Source organism: Flavobacterium aquidurense (assembly GCF_002217195.1).
GTDB classification, from domain to species: Bacteria; Bacteroidota; Bacteroidia; order Flavobacteriales; family Flavobacteriaceae; genus Flavobacterium; species Flavobacterium frigidimaris.
The window spans coordinates 112,860-124,914 of the sequence record NZ_MUGR01000002.1; the positions used below are offsets into that span (position 1 = coordinate 112,860).

14 protein-coding genes are annotated in these 12,055 nt (G+C 35.8%); 11 read left to right on the forward strand and 3 right to left on the reverse strand.

All coding sequences use genetic code 11. The features are described from left to right. Positions 1-7 precede the first annotated feature (7 nt). Both B0A67_RS01645 and B0A67_RS01650 read right to left on the reverse strand, forming a co-directional pair. Complete coding sequence (locus B0A67_RS01645; protein ID WP_072958364.1) at positions 8-529, reverse strand: RNA polymerase sigma factor; 522 nt, start codon at positions 527-529, stop codon at positions 8-10. Between the two features lie 292 nt (positions 530-821). Next, positions 822-1,925, reverse strand: coding sequence for a lipase family protein (locus tag B0A67_RS01650; RefSeq protein WP_072958359.1), 1,104 nt, complete (start codon positions 1,923-1,925; stop codon positions 822-824). Between the two features lie 419 nt (positions 1,926-2,344). Between B0A67_RS01650 and B0A67_RS01655 the strand changes: the two genes are divergently transcribed. From B0A67_RS01655 to B0A67_RS01695, 9 genes are all read left to right on the forward strand, one after another. Further along, positions 2,345-2,761 (forward strand): hypothetical protein, encoded by a 417-nt coding sequence (locus B0A67_RS01655; protein WP_072958356.1) that lies wholly within the window; start codon positions 2,345-2,347, stop codon positions 2,759-2,761. A gap of 30 nt (positions 2,762-2,791) precedes the next feature. Then, positions 2,792-3,796 carry a TQO small subunit DoxD gene (locus B0A67_RS01660; RefSeq protein WP_072958353.1) on the forward strand — a complete coding sequence of 335 codons (1,005 nt, stop codon included), beginning with the start codon at positions 2,792-2,794 and terminating at the stop codon, positions 3,794-3,796. 218 nt (positions 3,797-4,014) lie between these two features. Beyond that, positions 4,015-5,142 (forward strand): NAD(P)/FAD-dependent oxidoreductase, encoded by a 1,128-nt coding sequence (locus tag B0A67_RS01665; protein WP_072958350.1) that lies wholly within the window; start codon positions 4,015-4,017, stop codon positions 5,140-5,142. Then, a complete protein-coding gene (locus B0A67_RS01670) occupies positions 5,143-5,856 on the forward strand; it encodes a methyltransferase domain-containing protein (RefSeq protein ID WP_072958346.1) in 714 nt (237 codons plus the stop codon). It abuts the gene before it with no gap. Continuing rightward, the gene (locus B0A67_RS01675) at positions 5,853-6,905 is read left to right on the forward strand and encodes a type III polyketide synthase (protein ID WP_072958343.1); all 1,053 of its coding nucleotides are present in this window, start codon (positions 5,853-5,855) and stop codon (positions 6,903-6,905) included. Before B0A67_RS01670 ends, B0A67_RS01675 begins: the two co-directional genes overlap by 4 nt. Before the next feature lie 19 nt (positions 6,906-6,924). Continuing rightward, a complete protein-coding gene (locus B0A67_RS01680) occupies positions 6,925-7,362 on the forward strand; it encodes a 3-hydroxyacyl-ACP dehydratase FabZ family protein (protein ID WP_072958340.1) in 438 nt (145 codons plus the stop codon). Then, positions 7,359-8,633, forward strand: coding sequence for a beta-ketoacyl-[acyl-carrier-protein] synthase family protein (locus B0A67_RS01685; protein WP_072958337.1), 1,275 nt, complete (start codon positions 7,359-7,361; stop codon positions 8,631-8,633). The genes B0A67_RS01680 and B0A67_RS01685 overlap by 4 nt, the downstream gene beginning before the upstream one ends. 4 nt (positions 8,634-8,637) lie before the next feature. Next, positions 8,638-8,892 carry an acyl carrier protein gene (locus B0A67_RS01690; protein ID WP_072958334.1) on the forward strand — a complete coding sequence of 85 codons (255 nt, stop codon included), beginning with the start codon at positions 8,638-8,640 and terminating at the stop codon, positions 8,890-8,892. Next, on the forward strand, positions 8,889-9,395 hold the full coding sequence (locus tag B0A67_RS01695) for a 4'-phosphopantetheinyl transferase family protein (RefSeq protein ID WP_072958331.1): 507 nt from the start codon (positions 8,889-8,891) through the stop codon (positions 9,393-9,395). The genes B0A67_RS01690 and B0A67_RS01695 overlap by 4 nt, the downstream gene beginning before the upstream one ends. A gap of 23 nt (positions 9,396-9,418) precedes the next feature. Here B0A67_RS01695 and B0A67_RS01700 read toward each other — a convergent pair whose 3' ends face one another. Then, positions 9,419-10,168, reverse strand: a complete 750-nt coding sequence (locus B0A67_RS01700; protein ID WP_207557295.1) for an IclR family transcriptional regulator — start codon at positions 10,166-10,168, stop codon at positions 9,419-9,421. Positions 10,169-10,239: 71 nt separating this feature from the next. Between B0A67_RS01700 and B0A67_RS01705 the strand changes: the two genes are divergently transcribed. Both B0A67_RS01705 and B0A67_RS01710 read left to right on the forward strand, forming a co-directional pair. Then, positions 10,240-11,190: an aldo/keto reductase gene (locus B0A67_RS01705; RefSeq protein WP_072958325.1), complete on the forward strand. Its 951-nt coding sequence runs from the start codon at positions 10,240-10,242 to the stop codon at positions 11,188-11,190. A gap of 358 nt (positions 11,191-11,548) precedes the next feature. Continuing rightward, entirely contained in the window at positions 11,549-11,965 is a 417-nt protein-coding gene (locus B0A67_RS01710) for an OsmC family protein (protein WP_072958322.1), read from the forward strand. Positions 11,966-12,055: the final 90 nt, after the last annotated feature.

Sequence of the window (12,055 nt, forward strand, 5' to 3'; positions counted from 1 at the left end):
AAAGTTCCTAATGATCTTCGATTTTTTTTCTAATAAATTTACTGGCAAGGTAAATATGATTGGCAATTGTTTTTTCAGAAAGGTCTGTAATTGCTGCAATCTCCTTGTAACTAAGGCTTTCCAGTTTATGTAAAGTAAATATTTTTTGTTGCTGCTCGGGAAGCAAATTGATAAAATGATATAACTTTTCTCTTCTTTCTTCAAAAATTATGGTTTCTGTATCTTCAGATTCCATTTTTTCAAACTCCGGATCAAGCTGAATTATCTTATTCTCTCTGTTGACGTGATTGAGAATGATATTCTTGCAGATGGTAAACAATTGTTTATCGAATAAAACGTCTTCGTTAAGTAATTCCCTTTTATTATATAATCTTAGAAAAGTTTCCTGAACAAAGTCCTGCGGAGTCAGAACAGTAAAATCAAAACGTTTGGCAATGTTTATCAGTTTGTCATAGTAATTGAGATACACTTCTTTGAAAGAAGCCTCATTACCTTTTTTCAAACTTAAAATAAACTTCCTGTTGTCCATAAACGTAAATACGATGATTCTTCTTAAATAATCTAATATTGATGTGCTTTGAATTGGTCGCTAAAACTTAGACTTTGTTACTTTTTTTTATAAAATTTACTGCACAAAGAACAGAAATTTTATTCTAAAATTTTTTAACAAAAAAGAGATAATCTCAAAAAACAGTAATCTTAACTTTTAATTATGAAATCATCATGCCTTTTAATCAATGTGGTATATTGTAATTTTCTAAAAAAATAAAACACAAAAAAAACAGCATAATTGAAATACCATTATACTGTTTTTTATTAACTTATTTAAGCTGATCCAGAAGATACAAATAGGGCGGAAAAGAGTGATGAATCATTAAATCTTTACTCTCATTGGGAAATTTTTTATAATAATTCTCATCATTATCATTGGGATAAAGGACAATTGTATTGCCTGTGCGAACATAATTATTGCTATTGTAAAATTTAGGCGCTACAAACTCCGGCAGAATTTTTTGTACCCTTTTTGCCATTTGCTGACCTAACAATTTTTGATACGTCTTAACCGTCTTAAGCGATGGATTCGTTAACTTGCCATACACCATATTGAGGAACATTCTCTTAAAGAAGGTTTGCTTTTTTATTGTTTCCTCAAGCATTGCAATTGGACTAACAACAGGTAAATCATCCGGCATTTCGACTGAAAAAGGCGTTTGAGGTACCCAGTCTACAGCGCTCACCACATTATACGCCCAGCCATTTTGGGTTTGATTTTCGTAATCATAAGCAAAATATAAATTTCCGGGTTTAGGGGCTGCACTGCAATAGGTCTTAAAACGGATATCAGCCGGCAAAACTCCCCTATTTTGCAAATTATAAAAATGAGCCGTTAGTAAATAACTTATACCTCCGCCCTGACTATGTCCCATAATCAGGAAATTTTTGATTCCTGCTTTGTAACAGGAATCAATTTTTGGCACCATTTCTTTAGAAATAAATGCAGTACTTAAAAGATAACCTGTATGAACCGCGGCATTTTTATTGGTTGATAATTCGTATCGAAAAGTGTCTGTGCTGGAGATTTTCAGTTCGCCTTTCGCCGGAGTCATTGCCGCATAAAGATTTGCAAGCCAGCTTTCGCTTTTTTCAGTAGTTCCTCTGGTACATAATACAGCTGTATTTCGGTCTTTGAGCCATAATTCCCAAAGATTGTCTAAACCAATCGGTTTGCTTCTGTAGACTAATTTTGAATGTTCCGGCTGGGGAATTGTTTTTGCTTTTTCCGGAGATTCAGTCGACTGAGTAGCGATATAAATCAATTCTCTGTATTCTGCCTTATCAAATCCAGGTTTTAAATCCTGCGCATTACTGTGTGCCCATGAAAACAAAATACAAAATACAAATACGTAAGATTTTAAAAATTTCATAACGATAAAGTTTTTAATTAATTATTGCTGCTCGCTTGTACTATAACTTGAAGATAAATTCATTACTGAATCTTCGGTCCGATTACTCTAAGCAGCGCATTTTACCTTAAAGACTATTCATATCGTCTATTGGTAAACTTATCTTACAATAAATATAATCATTATTACAGTACTAGCGTAAAATACCGGAAATGATATCTTCTCCTAATACGATAAATATCTTAAACACAACAAAAACACACGCGCTCAAAACAAAGGCGATTAGCATTTTATACCATATAAAACGATTTATAAACCACCTCATAAATCCAAATATACGGATCTGTTTTTTCTAATTTAATTGATACATAACCGAAATTAATGTTGTTAACGTTTTGTAAAAAGAGGCAAAAGTGTTTTTTAAATACTATTTTTATGAAATGAAATTAAAAAACCCGGCCACTCTTTTTAGTTATCTTAAACAGCTTTTGCTGGTTGTGGCTTTGGTGTACGCTTTTTCTAATTGTCACGTCAAAAAATCTGTACTGCATTTTGCCGGAATAGGAGTTGTAGAAATTTCTCAAAAAAGCCTGACTTCCCTGCCTGTTCAGGGATCTTGTACTGCTAATATTCTTCATAAGAATACGAGTTTCAAGAAATCTTTTTCAATCCCTCAGGTGCCAATAGTTCCGGGATTAGCAATGTTTCATTTTCAGGTACAGAAAAATTCAGTTACTGCTAAATTACAAATTCACCCTGCTTTCGAATTCGAGAAGAGTTCTATTAATTATCCTGCTTTATTTATAGTCTTTAAAAATCTAAAAATTGCCCCGCGAGTTGTTTCACATCTTGCTTAAAACAATTTATTATTTTTAAAATTTTATAAAATGCAACATCAAAAAACTTTTAATGCCGCTTCTATAGCTGCTTTAGCCTTGCGTCTGGTAGTGGGCTGGACTTATTTTTCGGCCTTTTGGAGGCGACTTATTCTCGAAAACAAATTAATTCCGGAAGAAGCCGGTTATATCGGAGAAAAATTCAATCATTTTTTACCTAATGCATTGGGAATAAAACCCCTTATCGAATACTTAGTTACACATCCTGATGCCTTATGGATCAACATGGTGGCTTTTACTATCATTGAAGGAATTGTTGGTCTGGCAATGATCCTGGGACTTTTTACCCGTCTTATGAGCGTTGGGATTTTCTTATTGGCATTTGGTATTTTACTGGCTTCGGGCTGGATCGGAACAACATGTTTAGACGAATGGCAAATTGGAATTTTAGGACTGGCTTCCGGATTTACACTGTTTCTAACGGGAAGCAGTTATCTTTCTCTAGATGCTTATCTCATGCAGAAAAACTTTCGTTTTACTCAAACAAAATGGTTTAAAATATTGGGTTCAGGAGAATTAAACTTGCTTCCGTACAAAAGAATTCTTTTGGTTGTAGTTACTTTTATTATAGGTATGACTTTATTTACCAATCAATATTTTCACGGAGGAGTTTTTGGAACTCTGCATAATAAATCCGTAAAACCTAAACTTGAAATCAGCAACTTAAAAATGGAGAATAACCAAATGAGTTTTGATGTTTTTCGTGTAGAAGGAGTTGATGTTTATGGTTCGTTCCTGATTGGGATTTCTCTTCAGGATGTTTCCGGAAAATACCTTCTGCAATTGAATGGAAGTGATTTGTCTAAATTGTCTCCGCAAATTATCAAAAATCACTATGTAGCAAAGATTAAACCCGGCGCGCATAGTCTTATCATTCCACTTGGAGCAAAAGCAACCATCAAAATTCCGATAGTTGATAAATCAGACCTTCACAATGAGCATTATACGCTAACGCTAACCGATATAAGCGGTCTGGTCTGGACGGCACATTTATAATAACACTATTAAAAACGGGAAAGTTCATGCTTCCCGTTTTTTTATTTTCATACTGTAATTCTATAAGTAACACTTAAAATTATGTAATTTAAAAGGAACACTCTTTATGATCTTTGTAGTAAACAATTGTGTTGCGAACCTATTTCTTTACTAATAAATCGAAGTAATTTTAACAATATATACGCACTATTTGAGATATAATAGCTAAATTGCTTAGTATGAAAACAAATTCAGATGTTGTGATTATTGGCGGCGGTCTTGCTGGTTTGGCAGGTGCCTTACATCTGTCTGAGAAAGGATTAAAAGTAACATTAATAGAAAAATCATCTTATCCGCGTCACAAAGTGTGTGGCGAATATATTTCGAACGAAATCCTGCCTTATCTTAAATGGCTTGATATTGATATCTCTAAATTACATCCTACACATATTACTAAATTTGAGTTCAGTACTTCTAAAGGAAAGGTTGCTTCCGCAAATCTTCCGTTGGGTGGTTTTGGTATCAGCAGGTATCAACTGGATAATTTTTTATATCAAAAAGCAATAACAAACGGCTGTATCGTCATTAAGGAAATGGTTACTGATGTTTCTTTCGATAATGACCTGTTTACAATAACAACACCGCAGCAAATTTTATTCTCAAAAATAGTATTGGGTGCTTTTGGAAAACGATCTAATATCGATCAAGTATTATCACGTGAGTTTTTTAATAAAAAGTCACCCTGGCTAGCGGTTAAAGCGCATTATAACGGAAAATTTGAGAATGATGTTGTTGCACTGCATAATTTCAACGGCGGTTATTGCGGCGTTTCCAAAGTAGAAAACGACATCATAAACATTTGTTATCTCGCAGATTATACAACTTTCAAACAATATAAAAATATTGAAGAATACCAGCGTAATGTACTTTATAAAAACAAACAGCTAAAAACCATTTTAGAGAACAGCACGCTTCTTTTTGATAAACCGCTAACAATAAGCCAAATCTCTTTTGATCAAAAACAAGCCATCGAAAATCATATACTGATGATGGGCGATACTGCAGGACTTATTCACCCCTTATGCGGTAACGGAATGGCAATGGCAATTCACAGTGCAAAAATAGCATCAGAACTGGTGCTCGATTATTACTCGGGTACAATACCATCCAGAGAAATATTAGAAAAAAGCTATCAGCAACAATGGCAACGACATTTTGGCAAACGTTTGTTTATGGGAAGGATTTTGGCAAAAATATTACGAAAAAAAACCATCACAAATGCCCTTGTCGCCATAACAGCAGCACTTCCGATGTTACTGCCTGCGATAATCAAACAAACCCACGGCAAACCTATAGCAATCAATTAAATGGTCGTAAACACAAAATACAGAACACAGGAAATCGAGATCATGGATGATTTTTTTCTTCAGGGAAAAGAGTTACGCGATGCATTGGATAAAATTGCGAGTATTAACAGGCTCTTAGGCGGTAACAAACTCACGCTTCATGGACTGAAAATATTATTAAGAAAAACCGATACAAATCAACCAATAGTAATTGCTGATATAGGGTGCGGTAATGGCGACATGTTGCGCATGCTCGCGCAATACGGACAAAAAAACAAGCTTAATTTCAAGCTTATAGGTATAGATGCCAATGCTTATACCATAAATTATGCAAAATCATTATCGAATGAATTTCCTAATATCGAATATCAGTGTGTCGATATTTTTAATGATGATTTTAATGCATTACATTATGATATCGTTTTATGTACCTTAACCCTGCACCATTTTTCTAACGAACAAATATTAGATATAATTACTACCTTTAATAACAATGCCAGAATTGGCGTAATTATCAATGATCTGCATCGTAGTAAATTAGCATACCGCCTTTTTGAAAAAATATGTACGGTTTTTAATTTGAATAAAATGTCCCGCGAAGATGGACTTATCTCTATTTTGAGAGGATTCAAGAAAAAGGAACTGGAGGACTTCTCTAAAAAACTGAATTTAAAAAACTATACCATAAACTGGAAATGGGCTTTTCGTTACCAATGGATAATTGCTAAAAAATGAGTGTAAAAATTAATACAGTTGCAAAGCAACTTCCCAAATATTCGCGTACAACGGCAGATATTCTTCCATTACTGGACGGATGGCTGCAGGGACAGGACGAGCGTTTTATAAAAAAAGTAAAGAAAATTTTTGAAGGTGCGGCCGTAGACAAACGCTATTCTATAATGGATCCAGCGGAAGTATTTACAGCAACTTCGTTTGAAGATAAAAATGATATTTACAGCCGTGAGGTTATTATTTTAGGCGAACAGGTACTCAATAAAGCACTTGCCAAAGCAAACTGGGATCCCCAAAGTCTTGACTATATTATTACGGTAAGCTGTACCGGAATTATGATTCCGTCTTTAGATGCTTATCTGATCAATAAAATGAAATTAAGACAGGACATCGTCCGGCTTCCTGTAACCGAAATGGGTTGTGCAGCGGGAATATCAGGCATCATCTATGCTAAAAATTTCCTTCAAGCTAATCCCGGTAAGCGTGCCGCGATTATCGCAGTAGAATCGCCAACGGCAACATTTCAGCTCAATGATTTTTCGATGCCTAATATTGTCAGCGCCGCTATTTTTGGTGACGGAGCTGCTTGCTGCCTTCTGTCTTCGCATGCAGATGATGATGGACCCGAAATAATCGACGAGGAAATGTACCACTTTTATGATGCTGAACACATGATGGGATTTAAGCTTACCAATACAGGTTTGCAAATGGTATTAGACATTGAAGTTCCCGATACAATCGCATCGCATTTTGGTGATATCATTCACCCGTTCCTGCAAAAAAACAATTTAGAAATTCAGGATATCGACCACATGATCTTTCATCCAGGAGGAAAAAAAATAGTAACTACTGTCGAGTCACTGTTCTCAGGTTTAGGCAAAAACATCACTCATACTAAAGAAGTACTTAAAGAGTATGGCAATATGTCGAGTGCGACGGTTTTGTACGTTTTAGAAAGTATTATGGACGAAAAACCACAGTCAGGAGAAAAAGGACTGATGCTTAGTTTTGGACCGGGATTTTCGGCACAACGGGTTTTACTACAATGGTAATTATTAAAAAATATAAAATATGGAATTAAACAACATTATCGCACAATTGCCTTACAGTAAACCTTTTCTGTTTGTAGATGAGTTATTGCAAGTCGATGAAAACGGAATAACAGGAACCTATACTTACAAAGAAGATCTTGATTTTTATAAAGGTCATTTTAAAGATAATCCAGTAACTCCAGGAGTTATCTTAACCGAGACTATGGCGCAGATTGGGATGGTTTGTCTTGGCATTTTTTTATTAAAGGAAAAGTTTAACAAAGATACTGTAGTGGCTTTTACTTCAGCAGACATGCAATTTCTAAAAGCTGTTTATCCTAATGAGAAAGTAACCGTTACATCGCAAAAACTATTCTTCAGGTTTGGTAAGCTTAAATGCGATGTGGTAATGAAAAACGAAGCCGGACAAGAAGTCTGCAAAGGCATTTTATCCGGTATGATCACGACAAAATTATGAGCAAAAGAGTTGTCATAACAGGACTTGGTGTAGCGGCTCCAAACGGGGTTGGAATTCCTGCGTTTACCCACTCTTTAAAAAATGGCATTTCGGGAATTCGGCATGATGCTCAGTTGCAGCAATTGCAATTCTCCTGTCAGATCGCAGGTCAGCCACAGATCTCAGAGGAACTAAAATTGGCATATTTTACAGAACTTGAGTTAAGAGGCTTTAATAGTACTGGGATTTTATATGGTGTTATTGCAGGTATCGAAGCCTGGAAGAATGCGGGATTACCAATAGAAATCAACGAAAATCCTGATTGGGACAGCGGAACAATTTTTGGATCCGGAACATCCGGAATTGATAAGTTTCGCGAAAGCATTTATAAAATAGACGAACTACAAGTACGCAGACTTGGCAGTACTGTCGTGGCGCAAACCATGAACAGTGGCATTAGCGCTTATCTGGGCGGTAAACTGGGACTTGGAAATCAGGTAACAACCAATTCGTCTGCTTGTGCAACGGGAACTGAAGCTATTATGATGGCGTACGACCGTATAGAATCCGGACAGGCAAAGCGCATACTGGCAGGAAGTACCGGAGACAGCGGTCCTTATATTTGGGCCGGATTTGATGCGCTTCGTGTGTGCAGTTCTAATTATAACGATAATCCTGAGCAGGGTTCTCGCCCAATGAGCGCTTCTGCGGCAGGATTTGTACCCGGAAGCGGTGCCGGGGCATTAGTTATTGAAGATTTAGAAAGTGCCTTAGATCGCGGGGCAACCATTTATGCCGAAATAATAGGCGGCAATGTCAATTCCGGCGGACAACGCGGCAGCGGCAGCATGACTGCCCCTAACAGCACTGCTGTTCAGCGATGCATCACAAATGCGCTCCACAATGCCGGTATTTCAGCACATGATATTGATGCCATAAACGGCCATCTTACCGCCACAACAAAAGACAGTCTGGAAATAGAAAACTGGACGAAAGCCTTAAATCGAAAAGGCCATGATTTTCCGTTTATTAACTCTTTAAAAAGTATGACAGGCCATTGCCTTAGTGCTGCCGGAAGTATCGAGAGTGTTGCTGCAGTTTTGCAGCTTCATGAAGGTTTTTTATTTGGCAACCTGAATTGCGAAGATCTGAATCCTGAAGTCACCGCCCTTATAGATGCTTCAAAAGTGCCTTCTAAGACCATAAACACCAACCTGAATATCATTGCCAAAGCTAGTTTTGGTTTTGGGGATGTAAACGCCTGTATAATCTTTAAAAAATTTCAAAACTAAACCTATGAACAAAGAAGAACTTATAGCAAAATTAAAAGTCATTATCAAGCCTTACACGACAAATACAGAAGCTTATGATAACCTTACCGAAAGCACCGATTTTATTAACGATCTTAGTATCAATTCAGCCAATCTGGTAGATATTGTACTGGATATCGAAGAAGCATTTGATGTCGTTATTGACAATACTGATATGGAACGCATGCTGGATGTAAAAACTGCAGTAGAAATTATCGAAACAAAACTTGCTGCAAAATGATAGGCAATGATGTTGTCGATATTTTGCAATCACGCCGGGAAAGCAACTGGCAGCGCAAGGGACTTACGGAGAAAATCTTCACCACCGACGAACAGTTACTCATAACACAGGATCCTGAACCGGAAATGCTATTCTGGCTGTTATGGAGTATGAAAGAGGCGGCCTATAAAATCTATAACAGACAAACAAAAATAAGAGAGTACATTCCTAAAAAACTGGCCAGCACTATTAGCGCAAAAAATACTGCTTACTGCACAGGAAAAGTGATTTGTCAGGGAAATGTCTATTATACAAAAACAACGATTACTCAGGATAGCTTGCACACTATTGCCGTTACGTGTCCGGATCAACTGAAAAATGTAATGGAGATCGAAAAAAAAGACATTCTAAAAGATGATAACGCAATACCTTATCTGTTCAATTCTACATTGAATATACTTCAGGATGTTTCTGTTAGCCATCATGGACGTTTTGAAAAAGTGGTCATTCTTGATCAAAAATAAGAAGGATTTATGTTGCGCTCTTTTTAACTAATATTCAGTTTACTATCGTATTTCCCATGTTCTTTAATCAGGGATTCCATTATCTGCAAAGATTCTATGAATTGCGGTTCTTTAAACCGAAACGAAGGACCTGAAACACAAAGAACCGCTATTGGTTTATTTTTGTAAAATATTGGCATCGCGACACAATTTAGATCAGGATCATAAGCCTGAACATCCAATGCATAACCCGTTTTTAGTATTGTTGCAATCTCAGTTTCAATAGCAGCTACAGCTTCCGGATTGTATTGTTTGCTTAGACCAGACTGCAAATGTTGTGAATAAGCAAGAAATGATTTGCCTATCGCTGTAGTTGTCATTTCGTACTCCTTTCCTGTATTCAGCGTAATTTTTACCGCCCTGTTTGGCTCGCATTTGAGTTCGTGTCTGTAATAAGATCCCATTTGAACCGCTAGATACGAAGACTCATTAGTCAGATTGGTTATTTTTTCCAGAATAGGCCGTAATTCCTTCTTGAGTTCATTAACCGATAATAAAGGAGCATACAAACACTCCAGTTTTGAGGTTATTCGGTATCGCGGACTTACATCGTCCTGCTCCAGATAACCAAGTTGTTTCAGGCTATCTAAAAAACTGTGGACAGAATTTTTCTTTAAATCTAAGGCTGTGGCAACATCATTAAGCCTGACGAAATTACCGCTTGAAGCAATGTATTCTAAAATTTGAAACGTTTTTTTGACCGACTGATTCATAAGTTCATATATAATGAACAAATTTACATTTTTTACTATTTACAAATACAAAAGTTCATTAAATAATTACATTTGATAAAAATTTGATAGATATGATACAAAATAAAACATTAGGCAATTCTGCCATCGAGATTGCTCCATTGGTATTTGGAACAAATGTATTTGGCTGGACGACAGACCAAAAAATGACATCTAGTTTATTAGATCAATTTACAGATGCCGGATTTAATACCTTAGATACTGCGGATGTTTACTCAAAATGGGTACAAGGTCACGAAGGTGGAGAGTCTGAGTTGGCTATTGGAAAATGGCTTAAAGAATCCGGAAAAAGGGACAAAATTATTCTGGCTACAAAAGTGGGTGCTGAATTCTCTGAAACAAAAAAAGGATTAAGCAAAAAGTATATTATTCAGGCAGCTGAAGATTCGCTAAAACGACTGCAAACCGATTATATCGATTTGTACCAATCCCATTATGATGATCTTTCTACTCCTATACAAGAAACTCTGGAAGCTTACGACAGTCTTATCAAAGCGGGAAAAGTAAGAATAATTGGCGCCTCAAACTTTACACCTGAACGTTTGCAGGAATCTCTTGAAGTAAGCAAAGCCAATAACCTCCCGGCTTATCAAACCTTTCAGCCGGAATATAATTTATACGATCGTCATGATTTTGAGGATAATATAAAACCTGTCACGGTAAAAAATAATTTAAGTGTTATTAGTTATTTTTCTTTGGCAAGTGGTTTCTTAACCGGAAAGTACCGTGATAAAAACGATTTAAAAGACAGTAAACGAAGTGCATTCGTAGAGAAATATTTAGACGAGAAAGGATTTAAAATTCTTAAAGCACTTGATACTGTAGCCTCAAAACATCATTCTGTTCCGGGAACAATTGCATTGGCATGGGTAATGCATCAACCGGAAATAACGGCGCCAATTGTAAGTGCAACAAATCCTGCACAGCTTACAGAATTAATAAATGCAACTACAATTCATCTGGATCATGAAGATCTTGCGTTACTCAATACAGCAAGTTTGTAATTTAGATCAAACTATTAATGTACATCAGACTTATACTCTTGTAGACAAATCTGATATTATTTAATTTTTAAGGGACATTAAATACTTAAGTGTAAAACATTTAAATATTTAATGTCCTTTTTTGATTTGTATTATTTATTCTCTGCTTCTTTATAAATATCCCAAAAAGCAATGATTTCAGGCCTTGAGCTCAAGATTAGTTGCACACAAATTTCAAAAAATTTTATCATTATTAATTAATTTTATAAGTGTCAAAAATTATTAATTTGATTAATAAACATAGTCGCTATACATTTGTCTCATCAAAATCAAACAAACGATTTGAATCATTAAATAAATAACTATAAAAATTAAGATCATGAAATTTACAAGAAGAGCAAACGCAAACTGGAAAGGTACAGGAATGGAAGGAAAAGGTACTATTAGCACTCAAAGCACCACTTTAGATAATGCCCAATTATCTTTTAAAACCCGTTTTGAAGAAGGTGTAGGAACCAATCCTGAAGAATTAATAGCAGCGGCACATTCTGGCTGTTTTACCATGCAACTTAGCTTTTTACTTTCTGAAGCAGGATTTATTCCGGAAGATTTAAGTACAGAAGCAAAAGTAACTTTTGAAGACGGAACAATTACTTTGATCCAATTAATCCTTAACGGAAAAGTTCCAGCAATTACAGAAGAAGATTTTCAGAAAGCAGCACAAAAAGCAAAAGAAATTTGTCCTATCTCAAAATTATTAAATACTGAAATTACTTTATCAGTAACATTAAACTAAATACTTTATGTCAACCTGAGCGGGGGGCTTCGACTTCGCTCAGCCTGACACAACAAAACAACAACTTAATAGCAAAACACACAACAACAA

What these genes read in the sequence shown, in the direction of transcription:
- B0A67_RS01650 (WP_072958359.1), bottom strand. Translation starts at nt 1,925, where the DNA reads ATGAAATTTTTAAAATCTTACGTATTTGTATTTTGTATTTTGTTTTCA.
- B0A67_RS01675 (WP_072958343.1), top strand. Translation starts at nt 5,853, where the DNA reads ATGAGTGTAAAAATTAATACAGTTGCAAAGCAACTTCCCAAATATTCG.
- B0A67_RS01655 (WP_072958356.1), top strand. Translation starts at nt 2,345, where the DNA reads ATGAAATTAAAAAACCCGGCCACTCTTTTTAGTTATCTTAAACAGCTT.
- B0A67_RS01680 (WP_072958340.1), top strand. Translation starts at nt 6,925, where the DNA reads ATGGAATTAAACAACATTATCGCACAATTGCCTTACAGTAAACCTTTT.
- B0A67_RS01685 (WP_072958337.1), top strand. Translation starts at nt 7,359, where the DNA reads ATGAGCAAAAGAGTTGTCATAACAGGACTTGGTGTAGCGGCTCCAAAC.
- B0A67_RS01665 (WP_072958350.1), top strand. Translation starts at nt 4,015, where the DNA reads ATGAAAACAAATTCAGATGTTGTGATTATTGGCGGCGGTCTTGCTGGT.
- B0A67_RS01660 (WP_072958353.1), top strand. Translation starts at nt 2,792, where the DNA reads ATGCAACATCAAAAAACTTTTAATGCCGCTTCTATAGCTGCTTTAGCC.
- B0A67_RS01690 (WP_072958334.1), top strand. Translation starts at nt 8,638, where the DNA reads ATGAACAAAGAAGAACTTATAGCAAAATTAAAAGTCATTATCAAGCCT.
- B0A67_RS01645 (WP_072958364.1), bottom strand. Translation starts at nt 529, where the DNA reads ATGGACAACAGGAAGTTTATTTTAAGTTTGAAAAAAGGTAATGAGGCT.
- B0A67_RS01710 (WP_072958322.1), top strand. Translation starts at nt 11,549, where the DNA reads ATGAAATTTACAAGAAGAGCAAACGCAAACTGGAAAGGTACAGGAATG.
- B0A67_RS01705 (WP_072958325.1), top strand. Translation starts at nt 10,240, where the DNA reads ATGATACAAAATAAAACATTAGGCAATTCTGCCATCGAGATTGCTCCA.
- B0A67_RS01670 (WP_072958346.1), top strand. Translation starts at nt 5,143, where the DNA reads ATGGTCGTAAACACAAAATACAGAACACAGGAAATCGAGATCATGGAT.
- B0A67_RS01695 (WP_072958331.1), top strand. Translation starts at nt 8,889, where the DNA reads ATGATAGGCAATGATGTTGTCGATATTTTGCAATCACGCCGGGAAAGC.